The sequence below is a fragment of the Coprococcus sp. TF11-13 genome (genome assembly GCF_003481085.1).
GTDB classification, from domain to species: domain Bacteria; phylum Bacillota; class Clostridia; order Lachnospirales; family Lachnospiraceae; genus Coprococcus; species Coprococcus aceti.
In genome coordinates this window covers 390,494-411,429 of record NZ_QUKK01000001.1, presented here as the reverse complement: position 1 = coordinate 411,429, position 20,936 = coordinate 390,494, and the positions used below count along the sequence as shown (strand labels likewise).

18 protein-coding genes and 1 tRNA gene are annotated in these 20,936 nt (G+C 40.1%); 5 read left to right on the top strand and 14 right to left on the bottom strand.

What is annotated here, in order from left to right; all coding sequences use genetic code 11:
* Positions 1-147: 147 nt before the first annotated feature.
* Together DXD11_RS01775 and DXD11_RS01770 are read right to left on the bottom strand one after the other, a co-directional pair.
* Complete coding sequence (locus tag DXD11_RS01775; RefSeq protein ID WP_004853253.1) at positions 148-603, bottom strand: DUF3021 domain-containing protein; 456 nt, start codon at positions 601-603, stop codon at positions 148-150.
* An 11-nt stretch (positions 604-614) separates the two neighbouring features.
* Positions 615-1,061 (bottom strand): LytTR family DNA-binding domain-containing protein, encoded by a 447-nt coding sequence (locus DXD11_RS01770; RefSeq protein ID WP_004853256.1) that lies wholly within the window; start codon positions 1,059-1,061, stop codon positions 615-617.
* Positions 1,062-1,595: 534 nt separating this feature from the next.
* Between DXD11_RS01770 and DXD11_RS01765 the strand changes: the two genes are divergently transcribed.
* The 4 genes from DXD11_RS01765 (at position 1,596) to DXD11_RS01750 (ending at position 5,597) form a co-directional block, all read left to right on the top strand.
* Positions 1,596-2,987: a condensation domain-containing protein gene (locus DXD11_RS01765; protein WP_117874785.1), complete on the top strand. Its 1,392-nt coding sequence runs from the start codon at positions 1,596-1,598 to the stop codon at positions 2,985-2,987.
* A gap of 60 nt (positions 2,988-3,047) precedes the next feature.
* Complete coding sequence (locus DXD11_RS01760; RefSeq protein ID WP_015534183.1) at positions 3,048-3,296, top strand: acyl carrier protein; 249 nt, start codon at positions 3,048-3,050, stop codon at positions 3,294-3,296.
* Positions 3,297-3,364: 68 nt separating this feature from the next.
* The gene (locus DXD11_RS01755) at positions 3,365-4,924 is read left to right on the top strand and encodes an AMP-binding protein (protein ID WP_118757649.1); all 1,560 of its coding nucleotides are present in this window, start codon (positions 3,365-3,367) and stop codon (positions 4,922-4,924) included.
* Positions 4,925-5,018: 94 nt separating this feature from the next.
* The gene (locus DXD11_RS01750) at positions 5,019-5,597 is read left to right on the top strand and encodes a TetR/AcrR family transcriptional regulator (protein WP_117548794.1); all 579 of its coding nucleotides are present in this window, start codon (positions 5,019-5,021) and stop codon (positions 5,595-5,597) included.
* Positions 5,598-5,734: 137 nt separating this feature from the next.
* Here the strand turns inward: DXD11_RS01750 and DXD11_RS01745 are convergent, their stop codons facing one another.
* The 9 genes from DXD11_RS01745 to DXD11_RS01710 form a co-directional block, all read right to left on the bottom strand.
* A complete protein-coding gene (locus DXD11_RS01745) occupies positions 5,735-6,301 on the bottom strand; it encodes a hypothetical protein (RefSeq protein WP_117548793.1) in 567 nt (188 codons plus the stop codon).
* Entirely contained in the window at positions 6,292-9,663 is a 3,372-nt protein-coding gene (locus DXD11_RS01740; protein WP_118757648.1) for a UvrD-helicase domain-containing protein, read from the bottom strand. The genes DXD11_RS01745 and DXD11_RS01740 overlap by 10 nt, the downstream gene beginning before the upstream one ends.
* Before the next feature lie 32 nt (positions 9,664-9,695).
* Positions 9,696-10,820 carry an HNH endonuclease domain-containing protein gene (locus tag DXD11_RS01735; protein ID WP_199688718.1) on the bottom strand — a complete coding sequence of 375 codons (1,125 nt, stop codon included), beginning with the start codon at positions 10,818-10,820 and terminating at the stop codon, positions 9,696-9,698.
* Between the two features lie 75 nt (positions 10,821-10,895).
* A complete protein-coding gene (locus DXD11_RS01730) occupies positions 10,896-11,120 on the bottom strand; it encodes a hypothetical protein (protein ID WP_118757647.1) in 225 nt (74 codons plus the stop codon).
* A 545-nt stretch (positions 11,121-11,665) separates the two neighbouring features.
* Positions 11,666-13,147, bottom strand: coding sequence for an RNA-binding domain-containing protein (locus DXD11_RS01725; RefSeq protein WP_117548790.1), 1,482 nt, complete (start codon positions 13,145-13,147; stop codon positions 11,666-11,668).
* Positions 13,125-13,280: a hypothetical protein gene (locus DXD11_RS14165; RefSeq protein WP_158547569.1), complete on the bottom strand. Its 156-nt coding sequence runs from the start codon at positions 13,278-13,280 to the stop codon at positions 13,125-13,127. The genes DXD11_RS01725 and DXD11_RS14165 overlap by 23 nt, the downstream gene beginning before the upstream one ends.
* A gap of 349 nt (positions 13,281-13,629) precedes the next feature.
* Positions 13,630-14,538 carry a homoserine O-acetyltransferase MetA gene (gene metA, locus DXD11_RS01720; protein WP_118757646.1) on the bottom strand — a complete coding sequence of 303 codons (909 nt, stop codon included), beginning with the start codon at positions 14,536-14,538 and terminating at the stop codon, positions 13,630-13,632.
* 79 nt (positions 14,539-14,617) lie between these two features.
* On the bottom strand, positions 14,618-16,654 hold the full coding sequence (gene ligA, locus DXD11_RS01715; RefSeq protein ID WP_118757645.1) for an NAD-dependent DNA ligase LigA: 2,037 nt from the start codon (positions 16,652-16,654) through the stop codon (positions 14,618-14,620).
* Between the two features lie 35 nt (positions 16,655-16,689).
* Positions 16,690-17,394: a pseudouridine synthase gene (locus tag DXD11_RS01710; protein WP_022216102.1), complete on the bottom strand. Its 705-nt coding sequence runs from the start codon at positions 17,392-17,394 to the stop codon at positions 16,690-16,692.
* A gap of 314 nt (positions 17,395-17,708) precedes the next feature.
* Here DXD11_RS01710 and DXD11_RS01705 point away from each other — a divergent pair, with 314 nt between their 5' ends.
* Entirely contained in the window at positions 17,709-18,173 is a 465-nt protein-coding gene (locus tag DXD11_RS01705; RefSeq protein WP_117548788.1) for an Lrp/AsnC family transcriptional regulator, read from the top strand.
* Between the two features lie 48 nt (positions 18,174-18,221).
* On the opposite strand, the gene DXD11_RS01700 is transcribed toward DXD11_RS01705, so the two are convergent.
* From DXD11_RS01700 to DXD11_RS01690, 3 genes are all read right to left on the bottom strand, one after another.
* Positions 18,222-19,202, bottom strand: coding sequence for a hypothetical protein (locus tag DXD11_RS01700; protein WP_117548787.1), 981 nt, complete (start codon positions 19,200-19,202; stop codon positions 18,222-18,224).
* Between the two features lie 47 nt (positions 19,203-19,249).
* Positions 19,250-19,321, bottom strand: a tRNA-Arg gene (locus tag DXD11_RS01695).
* Positions 19,322-19,422: 101 nt separating this feature from the next.
* Complete coding sequence (locus DXD11_RS01690; RefSeq protein WP_117548786.1) at positions 19,423-20,880, bottom strand: NCS2 family permease; 1,458 nt, start codon at positions 20,878-20,880, stop codon at positions 19,423-19,425.
* Positions 20,881-20,936: the final 56 nt, after the last annotated feature.

Genomic DNA, 20,936 nt, shown 5'->3' with positions numbered 1-20,936 from the left:
AATATTATTGAACCAAATGCCATTCTTTTGTCAATGAATTTCTAAAAATTCATAATCTTTTTATATTTAGCACAAATCATTTTTCAGCCTCGTAGAGCGAAATACACCCACCGCACAAATCTTCGATTTGTACTCTGTGTATTTCGACTAATTATTCTTTTGAATGCCTTCTTTTATCTTATAAATACGTATCTTCCAAATCAAATATTGTACTATCCAAACTACAACAAATATTGCAACAAAAATAGCAAAATAGCTTAATACACCTTTAACAGAATGCTCCATCCATTCGCAAATATATGCAACTGTCATCATAAGTACAGATACAATTCCAAAATAAATGCTTGTTTGTTTTAATAAACTCCACTTATCTATTTCCCAGATAACAGATGCTCCTGCAAATCCTGCTCCAAGAACGGCACTTAAAACAGTCTGTATGATAATCGCTGTTACCTCATTGCCAAATCGTTCAATCAAACTCGGAACACATGAATAGTAACTACCATCACCGATTGCAAGTGAAATTCCAATTGTAATCAAATAACTAATTACAATTCCACCCAATAATCCAACAAATATTCTAGAAAATAATTCTTTTTTCATTTTTAGTCACCTCATAATCCTAATACTTTTTTGATCTTTGAAACATATCTTCTGGAAACATAACTTACAGTCCCATTCGATAATTCCATACAAATTGTTCCTACAAAGCTTAAATCAAGGCTTTTAACCTTCTTAAGATTCACAATTTCTGAATTTGATATCCTTACAAACTTACTGTTATCCAATCTTTCTTCCGCTTCATATAGTCTCAATCTAATTTGATACGTACCATTGTCTGTTTGGGTAAAAACTTTACTGTCTTCTGCGTAAATCTTTACTATGTGATCCGGATCTAATAGTTCGACCTTATCCTCTCTGATACCGGAAATAATTGTTGGAGCATCATCTAATCTGCTTACAAAATCAACAACTCTGTTAACTTCTTCCGTCATCTGTGCTGTTGTAATCATAATTTCAGGTTCTTTAGCTTCCGCATCGATATTAATATTCAGTTTCATGATTTTCCTCCTTTCTTGCTTTGTAGTATATCTGGATTAGGATTATTATCTATACTTTATCAATAGGTGGTAATTTTTTCTACCTAACTGGTCAAAAACAATGTTTTCGCAGTTGATTCCTTCCCTTGTTTTTTCCCTTATGAGGGTTCATAAACAAGGGTAAAACGATATAACACAATACAAGATGTGACGGGGAGGACACCCACGAAAATTTTAGTATTTTCAAGGGTTTGCCGAGATTTCTATAACCAAATATAACAGTTATTAAATTTCTTAAAATACCTCAAGTGAGAATTCAAATTTATCGCTCTGATTTTTAATACATGTAGGGACGTTCCTTCTGTCACCAAGAGTGTCCCCCTGTCTTATTCGTTACAGGGGGACACTCTTGGTGACAGAAGGAACGTCCCCGATTTCCCCGATTTCCGGTCAATTTCATCTAAAGTGTCCATTAGCGGATCCGGCATATTGAATCCTCATCTTTCTTATGATAACTTTTCCCACAGCGTATCAGAACATCAGGAGGAGTAAATTATGCCAAGAAAATATTATCCATTAACACCTTCACAAAAGATACATTTCAAACCAATTATTGAATTTGGCACTCAGCAAGTAGCAAATATAAGCATTTGTATGACTCTGCAGGCGCCGCTTGATTTTGGTCTGCTGAAAAAATGCATACAACTGGAATACGAGAGATACGAATGCCTGCGAATCCGTTTTACAAAAGTTGACCCAAATGGAGAGGTACGGCAATATGTTGTTTCTCACGATGACAGAGATATTGATTACGAAAACCTTTCATGGCTTTCCGGTGATGACGCTTATCACCGCATGGAAGAATGGTCCAGAATTCCGTTTGACGGGGACAATATTCCAATGAACGTGATAAAAATGATCTCACTTCCGGGTGGCTACAATGGGCTGTACATCAAGATCGATCACAGACTCATGGATTCATGTGGAGCTATCGTCATGGTGAATGACATCATGGAACTGTACTGTCATTACAAATTTGGCACGCCTTATCCCGAGGACATGGCAAGTTTCACTGACATGGTCGAACGTGATCTTAAAAAAAGCACAGACGAAAAACGTGTCTCAAAAGACCGCATGTACTGGCAAAATGTGCTGGAGGAAAATGGAGAACCTATTTACTCCGATATACAGGGACAACGGATACTTCAGGAAAGCAGGCGCCTTCACAATGACAAGTCACTCCGCGCTGCAGATCAGGAGACCAACAACCTGTCTGTCGCTACAAAGAACTATCATCTGGATGCTGAGCCAACCCAGAATCTTCTGGATTTTTGTATGAACAATCACATATCCATGACCAACCTCATTCTCATGGGAATACGAACTTATCTCTCCAAGGCAAATGGCGGACAGACTGACATTTCCATAAGGAATTATGTTTCAAGACGTTCCACACATGCCGAGTGGGTATCAGGTGGCTCTCGCGCAATGGCATATCCTTGCAGAACCATCATCGATCCGGACACAGAGTTTCTGGATGCAGTTTTCATGATTCAGGATGTTCAGAATCATGTATACCGACACTGCAATTATGACCCGGAACTTTTGTCTGACCAGATGAAAGAAATGTTCCACACTCCTCCACACACTACTTATGAGAGCGTGGGGCTTACTTACCAGCCTCTTCCTATCAGGCTTAAAAATCCGCATCTCAAAGACATTTCCGTAAGGAGCATGTGGATTCCAAATGGTACATCAAAACAAAAGATCTATCTCACTGTCATGCACAGTGCAAATGATCTGGGCCTGAATTTCTATTTCAGATACCAGACCGCAAGTCTCTCCGAACAGGACATTGAACTGTTCTACTACTACCTTATGAAGATAATCTTCAAAGGCATTGCCGAGCCAGAAATGACTGTGGGCGAAATCATCGAATGCATCTGACCATTTTGGGGGACGGAGGTTCCTGTCCCTTTTAATTAATTCAATAAGGAGATTTTTAATATGAATACTAATATAACTTTTTTGAACATTGTTGCCGAATACTGCAATACACCAGCTGATGAAATCACTAATGATATGCGATTCATAGAAGATTTGGGCTTTAGCTCCCTTGATTTCATGACTTTTCTCGGCGACCTTGAAGATACATTTGACGTGGAAATCGATGAAGATGAGATCATCAATATTCACACTATAGAAGACGCCATCAAGTACCTTGACAACCTGACAAGCTCCTCTGCATCGGTTTAACATTAAAAATCTGGGACGACGGAGTATGTCCCATTTTGCCTCACATAAAAGAAATGGAGATATGATATATGGAAGAAAATATTCTGGAAATTGTTGAAAAAAGCTGTCGGATACATAGAGATGTAATAGCTGTTAAATATCTGTCTCACAGAGAGATTGTCGAAAAGAGCTACGGAGATCTGTGGGATGACATTCGCAAAACTGCTGTCATTTTGCGAAATAATGGACTCTGCGAAACACATATTGCACTGGTGGGAAGCAGCTCTTATGAATGGATCTGCGCCTACATGGCTATACTTTTCACGGGAAATACTGCTGTACCGCTGGATGCAAACCTGTCTGCTCCGGAATTACATGAACTTCTGAATCGGTCAGAATCAACTGCATTATTCTGCGGAGCATCCAGAAAGGATGTGATAACAGAACTGACAGACGATTGTCCCGAAATGAATATTGTATTCACCATGGAAAAGAAAGTCGATATAGAGCATCTGGAGGGTGCAGATTCAAATCCACAATTAACAATTCTGTCATTTGAACAGCTCCTCAGCGAAATTACCATACCGGATGACTTTGCATTTGCCGATCAGGATAAGGATAAAATGTGTACGCTTATGTATACCTCTGGAACAACAGGCAAAAGCAAAGGCGTCATGCTGTCTCAATTCAATCTCGCACAAAATGTTGAAAATGTATATATAAATCTGGAACCTGGTGTAACTATTCTGAGCGTTCTGCCTATACATCACGCATTCTGCCTGACAATGGAATGGATGAAGGGCATTTCGCTGGGCGCCACTATCTGCATCAATGACTCGTTGCTCCACATGCTGAAAAACATGAAACGGTTCCAGCCGGTCGGCATGCTGATGGTTCCTCTCATGGTAGAAACCATTTACAAAAAACTCAAAGACGTCAACCCTCTCCTTCCTAAAAAGCTGGTTGCCAAGGAAGCATTTGGCGGTAAACTGGAATATATATTCTGCGGAGGGGCATATCTGGATCCTATGTATGTTACCGAATTCAAAAAATACGGAATAGACATACTCCAGGGATACGGCATGACTGAATGCTCCCCTGTAATTTGCTCCAACAATCACAGATACAACAGGCCCGGATCCGTTGGCAAACTCCTGGACAACTGTGCTGTTCGTTTTGTCGATGAGGAAATTCAGGTAAAAGGCACAAGCGTCATGTCCGGATACTACGACATGCCAGACGAGACCGCAGAAGCTTTTCAAGACGGCTGGCTCTGCACCGGAGATCTTGGTTATCTCGACTCCGATGGTTTCATGTATATAACCGGAAGGAAAAAGAACCTCATCATCCTGGCAAATGGTGAAAACATATCCCCTGAGGAACTGGAAGGAAAGCTTTCTATAGAGCCCCTTATTTCAGAAATAGTCATTACCGGCGACGGCAACCATCTCACTGCTCACATATATCCAGATCAGGATTTTGTAGATAAGAAACATATGGATGCAGCCAGGACTTCTGAAAAATTGCAAAAAATTATTGATACCTTCAACAAAAACCAGCCAACATACAAAAGGATCTCGGCACTGGATATAAGAAAAGAGCCGTTTGAAAAGAGTTCGACAAAAAAGATCAAAAGAAATCTCGTATAACAATAGACTCACACGCATTATTGTTGTAACATTGCTGTATTAGATAGCGACAAAACTGCAGCACCAAGCCAGGCAGCAGATAAAGGAGACAGCCATGATCAACTCAACCGATCCCCGATATGATAGAACTGAAAGTGACCTTCTAGATGCATTCAAGATACTTGCAGGTCAAAAGGCTCTGAACAAAATAAGCGTGTCCGAGATAACCAAACTCACAGGTGTGACCAGAAGCACATTTTACAACCACTACGAAGACATGCCTGCTTTCATCAATGCCATGGAAGACCGCATCGTCGATGAAATATTTCAGATCATGAATAGCTTCAAACCAGAAGGCAATCTTGAGATCTGCCACCAGTTCTTCAGGTCTCTATGCGAATACATGAAAGCAAATAAATTTCTCATGATCATCATTGCCACACCTGAGGCTTATGATTTCGTGGAAAAGGCACTGACAATGTTCCATAGATACGTGCGATTAATTCTGGAAAAATCCAGCAAGACCGGCCTGGCCCAGGAGAAATACTCATACGCCGTAGCATACGCAATAGGCGGCGTGGTTGGTATACTGCACAAGTTTGCGGTGGATAACTGCCAGGAAAGCAGCGACAAGATGTCTGCTTTCCTGACAGAAGCATTTCTGGATGGTATGAGACCGTATTTGGGGGTGTAGGTCTCCCATCATGGGGATCTCTCCAATATTACTCACATAATACAAGCACTACACAATTAAATGGCTAAAAATTTCATTATATCCATTGCCAATGAAATGAATGTCTTTATAATAAATGTTAGGGCACATACGTTCTTCTAATCTTCAACCTCTCCCATGATTATTTTTTCAATATTTTTCACAATATATTCCTGAGCATTTTTACCATATATCGTAACTATATAATCAATATCACGCATGTTTTTTCGCATTTCATATCGAATCCCTAATCGTTCACCTTTTTCAGTAGGAACATTAAACGCCCTGCCAAATTGCTCAAATAACCTTTCTTCTATATATCCATTTAATTTTAACCAATCCTGAATATTTTTATATTTAATCTTTTGGAATCTGTTTTCATCAATCCCCATATTTATTTGTTCAACCAATCTAGTTATCGGCTTATCTTCCTGATATACAAATGATTCTAGTGCCTCAACTGGGAATTCTGCTTTTTTTGATTTTCTTGTTTTTCTACCAATAACTCCATCGTTACGTTTTACTTCTTCCAATACCTCTTTTACAAAATACATGCACCTAATAACATTTGGATTATTTAATACCGAATCTTCTCCTGCTGGCATGTTATTTACCGGATTATTTCCGTCAGCTATTCTTTGCAAATATAATATTGCTATATCTAATTTCTTTGCATCTATGTCCATAATATAACCTCTTCTTCAAGATATTTTTTTAACTTTTTAAGCTTTCCCTCTGTTAAGCTATCTCTATAGTGCAACCCCTCATAAGTTGAATGAAGCACAGGATATTTTCCTTTGGTTTTAAGAATATAATGTTCTGCAATCATCCATTCAATAATACTTTGTATTATCTCTAATGGCATATCCTTAAGCGCACCAAATTCAGGGATTTTATTAAGTCCATTATCCAAAATCCTTTTACTGTCACTACCATGAAGGATTTCAGCAAGCATCGTTACACCATAAAAACGAACATGACTCATATTTTGCAATCCACGAACTATAGTATAAAACACCTGTCCCAGCTCCCACTTATCATATATGACAGGTTTGAGTTTAGCCTTGATTATTTCAACATAATCATCTGTTGAAGCAATATTTATGTAAGAATTATTGCCTATATCTGCATTTGCCGAGTGTTGTTGATCATTAACTGCATTTTCTGCTTTTTTCTGAGAGGGTACAACTACCGGGGCTTCTGATTCCATTTTATATCCCATAAGTTCATAATAGTTTTTCTTAGGGACCATATTGTTACAGCCAGTGCCATCTTTTTTATAATTCGTACATCCAAGGAAAAATCCATCGTACTTTCCAGCCTTGACAATCAGATAGCCATCTCTGCACTTATCACACTTTTGTATTGCCAGCTTACCAGCCCGGTAATCATTGGTCATAAATCCGCATATTTCCGGCTCGTTAGTACAAATATAAAGTCTTAGCCCATATGCTTTTTTATACTTTAACTGCATTGGATAGCCACATATCGGGCACACTTTTTTTGCAAAATTCTGTACCACGTCTTCATTCCAATTGCCATGCAGAACCACACTCTTATAATCCTGTTTTAGTTCAAGTAAAAACTCCGAAGGATTTTGCTCTGGAGCAACAAAGAACACTCTATTTTTTGTCCTTGTCATAGCTACATAGAAAAGCCGCCTTTCCTCTGCATAGTCAATAGAACTGTCACCCTTTATTACAAAACCCAATACCGGATCATCTTCTATTTTAGATGGGAAACCATATGTTTCATTCTTTCCATTAACTATGATCACATCATCAAAACCGAGTCCCTTAGAAGAATGTGCTGTCATAAATGTGATGTCAAGCTTCGGGTATCTAACACTCTTGATCTTGTTACCACGATTTATGTATTCGAAAAGACCTGATTTTTCGAGATGATCACCATCAAATGCATATCTTCCCAATAGGAGAATTGTTCCCGGCACTTTTTCCTCTTGTTTTTTATATTCCAACAACTGGGTAAGTGCTACTTCAACAGCGTGGGCAACTGCATAATTTACCCCACTTCGTCTGTTACCATTTGGTCCTTTAGAAGTGCTGTCATATGTATAGATGATAACCGGATCCGTTATTCTTTTCTCCGATAAAAGTCTTTTTTCTATTTGTGCAGAGTTCTTTTGAATAAAATTACCTGCAATATCAATCACATCCTGCGAATTGCGATATGTTCTTACTATTTTTAACATCTTCGCATATCCCATTTTTTCAGCAAACTTTGTAAATAAAGTAATATCCGATCCGCTGAATGCATAAATAGACTGCCAATCATCACCAACTGCTATAATTTTTGCATCTGTCACTTCAGAAAGTGCTTTTGTCAGATCAAATCTTTGTCTGGAAATATCCTGGTATTCATCAACTATGACGTACTTAAAATCAAGCTTTTTCTTCATTTCCTTGACTTCACGGAGCAGTCTTGCTGACTCATTGATCATGTCTTCAAAATCTACCGCATTGTTTTCCTTAAGCCATCTGTCATACTCCAAATAACAGTCATGGCAAATATCAAGGAACAATCTGCTTCTCACATTCTGAGTGGAGTGATACATCCTGTTAAAGTCATCAGCATTGTATCCATTTACTTTGAAATTAGATATGAATCTACATATTAAATTGACAAGTTTTCTGGTATAACGATTTTCTTCTCCAGCAACAAGCATCTCCATAACTTCTTTATTGGATCTTGGCTTTAGCTCAAAACCTTTTTTCTCCAATTCTTCTTTCAAATGTGAGATCAATGTTCTTCTATCGTTATATGCTGAAAATGTGTAAATGAGCGATGTTCCATGCTTTTTATGCAACAATATTTTATCGTTTACAGCCTTTTTATATCTCTCTATTTCATATTTGCTATATCTATCGTTTTCACCATTTTCTGTTATACCAAAATGTTCTATGTAAGTCATTTTATTTCCCTGATATATAACAAAATCCGGAGTATAAGGCTTGCGTGAAAACTCTATTTGATACTGATATGGTGGTTCATATTCATAATCCAGGTTATTAAGATACAAGAAATTAGCTATCTCAACTTCCTGATGAGAACGTAATATTTCATTCTGAATCGTCACAGATTTTTTCGTTCTTGCATCAATAACCTCTCTTTTAAAATCTTCCAGATCACTACGCATAGTAGAGTAGTTTGCTTTTGCTATATTATTAAAGAAACCATTCAGGTCGTCACCTTCATAGGGAGCATCAAAATAAGATGCAAAAAACATTATAAGCTTGTTCACCACACTCTCATTCTGCATGATTGATCCTCTAAAATAATCCCTGATAACAAAATATAATTTAGAGCTATCTACAATATTTAGTTTTTCATCCGGGGAATTCTTGTGAATGATCGCATTTCCAGTTGAATGAAATGTTGCAATTGGACATGGTACTCCCAAAGCATCTTGAATTTTTTCCTTAAGCTCATTTACCGCCTTATTAGTAAACGAAACAACAAGTATCTGTGATGGATCAATCCCTTTCTTATCCACAAGATACTTGACTTTAGCAGCTACCGTAGTTGTTTTTCCTGCCCCGGCACCTGCAATTACCAGACAATAATCCTCATCTGTTAAAATCACCTTTCTCTGGTCTTCATCAAGAACCACTTCAGGATCAACAGATTTAAGAATATTATCCAAATAATCCTTTTCCTCCTGCATAGCCCATGAAATATATTCTTCATTATGCTTATCAAAAGTATCATCTATATTGTTATAAATATGAATCGCCTTGCTGATATCATCGGCATCAACGTCATTCACACTACAGAAATTATAAAGCATGCCACTCTGAGCAAGAACATCGAAAAAATTAATAGTCTCATTGTATTGCTTTATAAGAGGCAAATAGTCACTCTTTGCAATATATCTCTTTTCAGCAAGCATTTTATCAATACACGCATAAAACTGCATTATCTTAACACAGTTCTCGTTACGGCTTCTATCAATACTCGGAACAGAACTTGTTTTCTCAGTATTCACTTTTACCCTTTTACGTCCAAGTATCCTATCTAACAATCCCATTAATTGATTTCCTCGTTTTTATCAGACAAAGCCTAAGCCTCTTTCTCATCTTTCTCACTATACTTCCAGTTACCAAATCCGCAATTCATCGCAGAATTATATACTGGCTTAATAATCGATTTCAATTCTCCTGCAAACTCAATAGGAGTCAGTCCTTCTCGATATAATCGATAACGAATATCATCACTATTTATATGATATTTGACACATTTATCAAATTCCTCATGCACCTTGTCATACTTCCAGATAAGTTTATATGATTTTTCATATTCCTGCTTTACAAGTTCTTTGAAATAATCCCAATCCGGCAATTTGTTACTCTTTGCGCTATTGATTTCCTTTGTTGTCGGAATCAGATTCCACATTTCATCATGCGCTACATATGCCCATGGTACAAAGTGATCGATTGAAATATTATCTTCCGTTAAACTCTTTCCTCCATATATTTCATCTACTGATTCAAGTGTCAATATTAATTTCCAGTATTTTTTCACCCTTTCAAGTTCTCTCTTCTGTGGTGGCTTTATTTTATCCACTATTCCTGGAACGTTTGGGTTTCGCCGCTGAAGATACTGAATCATTTTATATTCAAGCCAACCGCGGATAATTTCCTGGTTCTTCTGAATATAATTAGCCCAATCTTCCTGAACCCTTATTACTGTGGTCAGACCTTTTAATTCAGAGAAATAATAGATTAACCGTTTTTCCTGATTTATTCTTGAAATCAACTCATTTTCTCCAACATTCCAGTCATTACCATTCATATTACGCATAAACGGTGATTGCAAACGGTATGGTACATTATACGTCAACGTCCTTTTTTTACTGATTATCTCCTTGTCATCAGTGTTCCTTAGAAAATCAATGATTGCTGATTTCTCCTCTTTAGACTTTAACTCCGGATTCTTCATCTTGATCAAATACACAAGATTTTCAAGAGTATCCTTTGGCCCGAGATTCAGGTTATACTCTATAACCATATACCACGCATCCGCTATCATCTCATCTACTAACTCTTCATATGTAAGTTCGCACTTTCCCTCAATAACCTTTGCAACAATTGCCTTAAACCAGAAGAACTTGTAGCACTCACTTGTATTGTCAAACAACCGTCCAAGATATTCTATATTCAGTTCTTCGGAATATGGTAGTTTCATCTGATTCCTCCGTTTTTCCCCTAACTAATGTATATTTAATGTGTCTTGTATTGCAAATGGTTGCTTACCATACTTTTATTCCCTATAAGAAGCTAATTCTACATTGTCATCAACAACCATTTTCGTTTTTCGTAACTGTTCAAATCTTGCTAAGGCTTCTTGCCTTTCATCATTTGAATTATCATCTATACAAATTTCCCTCATATTCTGTCGTTTTCCATTCATTAGGCTCGCTTTTAGTAGCTTTGGTCTTACTTTTGTTCTATCGGTCTCTCCGACCTCTATAATCATTTTTACCATTATTAAATGTATATCTTCATATTCTATATTTGAATCACATTGACTAACGTAAGGTATATATCCACACTACCAAGACAAGCTATTTTTTCGCTGTTATAATTTATTTTTGCTAGCCAATATGCTATTGGCTAGAATATATTGAACAGTTGCTGGTCAGCAACTGCAAATGAAGTATATCCATTTTGGGCTACTCATAGTAGCAATGGAACTTAATATTATTGCCACTAATACACTCTGAAAGAAAGTAATTCTATTGTCGTTATAAATAATCTAGAATAAATCTGTGAAAGTCACCACATTATCCAAGATGATCTTGTCTCTGCCATTATTTTCTGCTCACGTACCATAAGTCGTGTCAAACGTTGAGAGTTCTGTTGAAATCCCACATCATAAACATAAGCGACACCAAGCATAGGTATCCGATAAATGATTACTACCAGTCATTAATCGAACACTTTATGTACGATATACGAAAAAAGTGTTCGATAGTGTTCAACAAAGTGTTCATTAGTATTCAATAAAGTGTTCGATAACCATTAGTATCGTCACTGAATTACATATTTAGTTGCCGGTCCTTTTCCAACCTTTTTAATCAAATCTTTTGCAATCATCTTATCAAGCAATTTTCTTGCACCAGTCTTCGACTTATAACCGCCAATATCCGCAGCTTCTTGAGAAGAAATGCTTCCATTACGTCTGATATACTCAAGTATTTTCTCTTCTTTCGTCACTGCAGTTGCTTCTGCTTGATTTATGTTTTCTTTTCTTATATCAGCAGCCCTCGGAATATATACAACCTGTCCAACCTCTAGCGTTAATGTTACCCTGTCATTACGCTCTGAAAAATCAAATTCCGGCTTTTTCCAGTTTTGCTCTGCCCATGCAGTCATTATCTTATCGATACCACTTCCGGCGCGCTCACCGACATTAACGAATCCAAACATCTTTAAAATATTAGGGTTTCGAGGATCGCTATTGCCTCCGGCATAAAACTCCTCTTTTGTTACCCTGATAGTACCAGGATTTGAAATGCTAAGTTCTTTACCCTTTTTAACAACAAGAATTCCTCTTCTGCCATAATAATTTGCATGTGACAACGCATTTGCCAGTGCTTCTTCCAAAGCATCATGAACATCAACTCTGTCCACTCGATACCCATCTCTTCTATTTGCAAATGGAACCGCTACCTCATCATCTATTCTGGTACGCACCTTGCAGAAGAAATCGTATATATTTCCACTCCAGTCACCTTCGTTAGAGTGTGTCCGAAACAGCCAACGAACGGCTTTATCATTGCATTCTTCACGATAGTCCAAGAAATAATTTGGAAAAATTTCAGTAATATGATAAGCCTCTCCAAAGAATAATAGTCCAGCTATCGTTGGAGACAATGTACCCTTCTTATTCTTCGCTACGGCTCTTAATTTCATAAGGAACTCATCATTTTCAAGAGCATTCCATGGATGCCCACTATGAAGCTGTTCAAAAACAATTCTATACCCCTTTATCGTATCCTGGTTGAGCACATCCAATCCAAACTCGTCCAGTACTTCCACATCACCAGATACATCTCTCTGATCTGCGAACATTGCACGGACTGCTTCTTCTGTACAAAGGAAATCGCCCTCGTAGTCTCTTTTATAAGTACCTCTCATCGGATCTGTTCCAATATAAACAGGTTTATCATGTCTGTCTGCTGCAGGAATATCAATTCTAAGTACCTTTTTATCTTCCACCTCGACTACCTGTACATGATGATTCAGTAAAATGTTCTTAGATATCTTATTTCTATCATTTAAAGTGCTCCAGAAATCTTTCTGATATTTAACAATCTGTTTCTCTGTCAATCCTTCAATAGTAAAGGAATCTCTGTGCTCCCTAATTCCAAGCAAAATAGTTCCACCATCGGTATTTGCAAAAGAAGAATATGTCTCCCATATGCTCTCAGGAAGCCCACCGATTGCTAGCTTACATTCTCTCTCATGATCTTCGCCAAGGTTCAATTTATTTAATATTTCCTGTTTCATCTAAATAAGACCTCCTGAACTTTTCTTCCCTGTAAGAAGCTAATTCTGCTTCATCATCAACAACCGATCCTTTTTTTCGCAATTGTTCAAGTCTTGTTAAAGCTTCCTGCCTTTCATCATTAGAATTATCCATACATCTTCCCCTCATATTATGTCGTTTTTCATTCATTAGTCTCATTGGTCATTATATCATATCAACTAATAAAAATGAATTATGGAACAAGTGACAAGCAGAAAAAACACAGCACCATATAGATAACTACCCCTCATCTACATAGTGCTGTGTTTTAATTTTATATTTAATATCTTCCCTGCCTATCGCCGTTTAAAAAAACACCATCTGCATTTTGAAAAAACACCAATTAATCGCCACAAAGTCATAAAATTACAAAAAATCACATCATATTACATACATTTATGTCTTTATTGATATGTAACGCATTCGGCTTAAAACCTCAGTTTTTATGCGGTCTCAGCGGCTGTTAATCCCACTTATACGGCGTGAGCTGATAAACATAGTAGTTCAACCAATTCGCATACAAAGTATTCGCGTGGCATCTCCACTTCTTCACTGGTTTCTTTTCCGGGTCGTTGTCTGGGTAATAGTTCACCGGGATCTGTGGATTAAGTCCCTTGCCGAGGTCTCTGTGGTACTCCTGGTCAAGGGTCAGCACGTCGTACTCAGGGTGTCCTGTGACAAATATGTTCTTACCGCCGTCACCGATTATGAGGTACGGGCCAGCCACGTCTGACTCGGCTACGATCTCAAGGTGCTCATTGTTTACAATGTCCTCCTTGGATACGCCCGTGTATCTTGAATGTGGCACGTAAAATACATCGTCAAAGCCACGGACAAGCGGTGTTCTCTTGTGGAAGGTGTGATGTTCGTATATGCCGGACAGCTTCTGCGGAAGATCGAACTTCTGCACACCGTATCTGTAGTAGAGTCCCGCCTGGGCGCCCCAACAGATGTGCATGGTCGATGTGACATTTGTCTCGGACCAATCCATGATCTCGCGGAGTTCATCCCAGTAGTCAACATTCTCAAATTCCATCTTTTCAACAGGTGCTCCGGTTATGATGAAACCGTCCCATTTGCGGTTCTTTACGCTGTCAAAATCCTCGTAGAATCTGTCAAGGTGTCCCTTTGTCACGTTCTTGGACTCGTAGGACATGGTTCTAAGAAGCGTGATGTTCACCTGAAGTGGGGTGTTTGACAAGCTTCGCATGAGCTGCAGCTCTGTGTCCTCCTTCAGCGGCATGAGGTTGAGTATCAGAATGTCAAGGGGTCTTATGTCCTGGCTGTGTGCCCTTCCTGTTCCCATGACAAATATGTTCTCGTCCTCCAATGTTTTCTTAACCGGCAGATCATCATCTATTCTTATCGGCATCTCTATTCATTCCTTTCCATTTACTGCTTATCCAAGCAAACATGCAGCAGCACACACCAAGTAATCTACCGCAGTTACCCTACTGTCCAATCAATTCTAAGAAATCCTCCTCAGATATGATAGGCACATCAAGACTTTTCGCCTTCTTGTTCTTGGATGATGTAGAATTCACATCGTTATTTATAAGATATGAGGTCTTGGCAGATACAGAACCTGTAACCTGACCTCCTCTGCTCTCTATCAGTTCCTTGAGCTGATTTCTGTTGTCAAAATGGGTGAGCGAACCGGTTATGACGAACACCTTGCCCGCCAGATCCTGCTCCGTATCAGAAACCTCATCCACAAACGTAAGCTCAGCCATCAACCTATCTATGATAGCACAATTCTTCTCATTTTCAAAGTATCTGACTATATCCTCTGCTATAACCTGACCGATTCCGTCTATCTCAACGTATGCTGACACATCTGCCTTCTCCATGGCATCCATATCATTTGCAAAATGCTTTGCCATGAGCTTGGCTGTCGCCTCTCCGACATTTGCAATGCCGAGACCATTGACAAGACGCCACATGTTCGTCTGTCTGGATGCGTCCACCGCAGCCACAAGCTTGTTGTACGACTTCTCGCCAAATCCCTCAAGTTCAACTATATGTTCTCTGTGAGCCGCAAGCTTATACAGATCAGGAAGCTCCTCGAGGATCTTCTCATCTATGAACTTCTCTATGGTCGCCTCTGAGAGTCCGTCTATATTCAACGCATTTCTGGACACGTAGTGTGAAAATGACTTGAGTTTCTTCGCAGGGCAGAACTGGTTTGTGCAGTACAGAGTCTCAACTCCTGACGCTGCACCGCCTTCCTCCCTCACTATCTCAGTCTCTCCTCCGCATGCAGGACACGCAGCCGGTATGATCACGTTACCGCTCATGGTTAGATTCCTTGCAATCTGCGGAATGATCATATTCGCCTTGTACACTGCAATCTCATCACCTTCGCCAAGCGCCAATGACTTAAGTATGCTGACGTTGTGTATGCTGGCACGGCTTACTGTTGTTCCCTCGAGCTCCACCGGGTCAAATACAGCGACCGGGTTGATGAGTCCAGTTCTTGATGGACTCCACTCCACATAGCGTAGATGGGTGATTGCCTCCTCATCCGCCCATTTGAACGCCATGGCATTTCGCGGGAACTTGGCTGTGGTTCCCAGGCTCCTTCCGTATGCCAAATCATCCAGCATGAGTACCAGACCATCCGATGGGAAGTCATTCTCCGTTATCTTCTCTGAAAATTCCCTCACCTTATCAGGAAGCGCCGCCGAGTCTGTCAGGTAGTGTTCTACCACGGTAAATCCCTGCTGCTCCAACCAGTCAAGCTGATATTTGAATGAATTGTGGAAGTCCACATCCTCACCGTCCACTAAATTAAAAGCGAAGAAATGTACATTTCTCTCTTTTGTTATCTTGTTATCGAGCTGTCTCACTGAGCCGCTGCACAGATTTCGCGGGTTCTTGTACTTAGATTCCGCATCCGTTATCTTCTCATTTATCGCATTGAAATCCGAGTATTTGATGACCGCCTCGCCTCTGATCGTCAGCTTGCCCTTGTACGGGATGTGATGAGGTACATTTGCAAATACCTTCGCATTGTTCGTGATGACCTCGCCTATCTCACCATTTCCACGGGTAACCGCTTTTATCATCTCTCCGTTCTCATATGTGAGAACAACTGTGAGTCCGTCCATCTTCCAGGATATTACGCCCTTCTGACCGCCAAGCCATGACACAAGAGCACCTACATCCTTTGTCTTGTCAAGAGAAAGCATTGGATGCTCGTGAGCCTCCTTCGGCAGCTCACTGACGACCTCATATCCTACCTTGACCGTCGGGCTGTTGCTCATGACCATCCCGGTCTCTTTCTCCAGGGCACTCAGCTCATCGTACAGAGCATCATATTCCAGATTGCTCATGATCTCTGTATCTTCCATATAATATTTCTTTGCAGCATCGTTGAGCTGCTTTACAAGTTCTTTAATTCTGGCTATCTTGCCATTATCGTTATTGCCACTAATGTCATTATTTTCTTTAATATTTTCACTGGTATTTCTACTAATATCTTCCATACACACCCCACAAAAAATCCTATATACACTCTCTACTACATCCCCACTATCCGTCTCAGCTCTGCCTCTTCCTCGCGGCTGAGCTCCCTTAACTCTCCAGGTCTCATATTGCCAAGCTTCACGTTGCAGACCCTGACTCTCTTCAGGTTCACTACCCTGTAGCCCAATGCATCACACATTCGTCTGATCTGCCTGTTGAGCCCCTGTGTCAGCACTATCATGAATGACCTGTCATCTATCTTTCGCACCTTACATTTCTTTGTCACTGTATCAAGTATAGGCACTCCTTCCGACATCTTCCTGATGAAGTCCTCTGTTATCTCACGGTTCACCCGCACTCTGTATTCCTTCTCATGGTTGTTCACCGACTTCTGGATGGCATTTGACAGGTCACCATCATTTGTCAGAAGGAGTAGACCCTGGGAGTCCTTGTCCAGCCTTCCCACGTACTGAAGTCTGATCGGATAATCTATGTGATCAAATATATTGTCTGGATCAGCCTTACTCGCTGTACAGGTAAGTCCTATCGGCTTATTATATGCCAGGATCACTGTCCTATCCTTCTGCTGAACCTTCCTGCCCATGAATGTCACCACATCCCCGGGCATGACCTTCTGACCCATGACTGCAGTCTCTCCGTTGATCGTAACCTTTCCATTCTCTATATGTGTATCCGCAGCGCGCCTTGAGCACACGCCCGCCTCGCTGAGATATTTGTTAAGTCTTATTCCATCCGCCATAATCTTTCCTCTATTATTATTTTCCTATATTGTTAATACATATCTCACATTCTAATTTCTGGCCAGCATACACCATGTATCAGCCAGACCAAGGCCAGTAAATTCTAACCAATATGCAGAACCATCATACCATTTATTTTTCATTTTGTGAACCATTCATCACACCATGTATAACCCACAGCAAAGATTCAGTTAAATTAATTTTGTAAAAGTCCTTGATTTTTTTTATCAATTAATGTATATTTAAGCAAACGCAAAGGTGTGTTTCTTCGGAAACGCACCTTTTTTTATTTTAGGAAAAGGAAGTGCATATTATGGATAACATCGACAGAAAAATCATTCATCTTTTACAGGGCAACGCCAGAACCCCACTCAAGTATCTGGCCAGCAAAGTCTTCCTTTCTTCGCCGGCAGTTTCAGCAAGAATAGAGAGACTTGAGAAAGCAGGAATACTGACCGGATATCACGCAAGCATCAACCATGAGGCTCTCGGATATCACATCACAGCATTTATACACATGGCTCTTGATCCAAAACAGAAGCCAACCTTCTATCCATTTGTTGAAGCATGTCCAAATGTACTGGAATGCAACTGTGTGACCGGTGCGCACTCCATGCTCATGAAGGTCTGCTTTCCTAATACCATGGATCTCGACTCATTTATCGGACAGCTCCAGAGATTTGGCAGCACAGAGACACAGATAGTATTCTCCACACCGGTTCCTACCAGAGGGGTTTTGATCGACACAGATACTGTAGACTCTTCAGAGGCTATGTAACAAAGTAGCTGTTCAGCAGAAAACGCAGGCATAAAGCCTGCGTTTTCTTTAATTATACATATTCTGGAACTTTCTAAATGTCTCATCCGTTCTAAGCAGATAATCATTGTTTTCTTTTACATGTTCATATATCGCCTGTATATCACCAGATGAGTTGATGGTGTTGATATACGAGCTCTCCTTGTCAGACAAAGCCGAATTGTTGATCTTGTAGCTTCCATCTGACTGTTTCGTCACATATAACGACCTTATATCGAGCGGTTCCGAGTTGACATCCTTTATCATCAGATTGGATAATTCGTACACGATATACGAATCTGCGGTATATCCGTTGGCTATATAACAGGTGGTCTTGTTGTACGCCGTTATATACTCCGCTGCTATCTCAATGCTCTTCATGTCGTCAAATTCCGACGGATCTGTGACCAGTCTCTGAAGTGTCGTCTGATCTGCCTTTGTTCTCGCCAAAAGATAATTGTTCACTAGCTGATTTATCTCATCAATCGTACACAGCCTGTAATTTGCTCCGTCTGGTATCTCCAGTCTCACCGTGTTATCTCTTCCGGTTATGTTCTCTGTGAACAGCTTATCGTTTATAAAAAATACATACACATAGACTCCGACAAGTATCAGAAATACCGCCCACAGCAAGGCAAGAACACCACCAGAGATCCCGCCATGTCTGGATCTTCTTCGGCCTTTCCGCGTCTTTGCCTTCTCTTCGGCAAAATAATCGTCATCGCCATACAGCTCTTCATCATCGAACATATCTCCGGTATCCGGTGCATCATCCATATCCTCAGGATCTTCTATGACATAATCCTCATACGGCCTTTTCTGTCTCGTCGGGGTCTCCTCAACCTCTGAAGCTCCGCCGGGCTCTGAGTTATCAGCCAGCTCCAAATCTTCACCGTCATCTAAGTCATCATCTGTCTCTGAATCTCCACCGATCTCTGATTTCCCATCCAACTCCGGCTCTTCATTTTCTATATTCTGTTCTTCCGCTTCCAAATTCTTTTTCTTCTTCATCACTGCATATCATCCTTTTACGAAATAAATATCAGAGTATAAAAAAGCGTACCAGGGCGGAGTCGAACCGCCCGTCATGGCTCCGGAGGCCATTGCCGTATCCGATTGGCTACTGGTACACAGTTGGTATGATACTACAAAAAACTCACTTTGGCAAATAAAAAAACGTCCCCGCACTTATATGCGGGAACGCTTTGAATTCTCTTGTGTCACTAAATAATTACATAGTTACCGAAACGAATTTTACTATGAATAAGAGTGCAATAATTGTCACTACGATATCCTGCTTCTTATACTTGCCTGTGAACAGTGTGATAAGAACATATGTGATAGCGCCAAGACCGATACCATTTGAAATAGAGTATGTCAGCGGCATCATAAGGAATGTCACGAATGCAGGAACTGCTGAACGCATATCCTCCATATCAACCTTTGCAAAGTTCTTAGCCATAAGTACACCTACGAAGATAAGTGCTGGTGCTGTTGCACATGATGGAATGATGTTGGCAACAGGGCTGAGGAACAGACATACTGCAAAGCAGAGTGCTGTAACCAAACTTGTAAGACCTGTTCTACCACCTGCAGCGATACCTGAAGCTGACTCTACAAATGTTGTACATGTTGATGTACCGAGAAGAGCTCCTGATACAGTACCTATAGAGTCACACATCATACACTCGTCAAGTTTCATTGGGTCACCCTTCTCGTCAAGCATATTAGCCTGGGAAGCTGCACCATAGAGAGTTCCGATGGTATCAAACATATCTACCAGACAGAAGCTGACAACAAGCATGATTGCTGAGAACACACCGCCGATATACTCAGCAGAGAATGCATCCTTCCATGCCTGTCCCTGGAACACTCCGAGGAATCCGACTGAACCGAAATCCTTGAATGACTGTCCGATCGATGAGAAATCAAAGTTAGGTGCCTGAAGCATCATAACATAATATAATACTGTAGATACAAGGATACCTATGATAATGTTACCCTTTACATTAAGCTTTGCAAGGATCGCAATTATTATAAATCCTACAAATGCTACTATAGGAGGTGCGATCTGTGCAATAGCCTCCTTTGTGCTGCCAGCGCTTGTGATCACACCGTGGAAATCAAAGAACTGAACAAATGTATATGGGTTGTCCTGGATAAGTGTTGCATTCTTCAGTCCGATAAGAGCTATGAACAGACCAATACCTGCCGGAATTGACTTCTTAAGGCACTCAGGCATTGCAACTGCAATGTACTTTCTGAGTCCTGTCACTGAAAGGATCAGGAATACGAGACCTGATATCAATACTATTACCAGACCTGCCTGATAACCTCTGATAACACTCACACCTGCAAATGCTGCACCAGCTACAAAGATAGTACAGAAGAATGAGTTAAGTCCCATTCCGCAGGCCTGTGCAAATGGCATGTCCGCGAGGAACGCCATGAGAAGTGTTCCCACTATTGCAACAAGAATAGATGCGATGAATACAGCATTCCATACTGTTCCAAGCTCACCAGCCATGTCTGGAACTGCCCCTGCCAGCCAGCCATTGCTGCCTTCTCCTGCAACCTGATTTGGATTGACCAGAACGATGTATGCCATGGCGAAGAATGTTGTAAGTCCTGCCATGATCTCGGTCTTGATTGTAGACCCACGCTCTGAGATTTTGAAGAATTTGTCCATGATTACTCTCCTTTTCTCGTTTTAGTATAATATAAACAAATACTTGTCCATTCTAT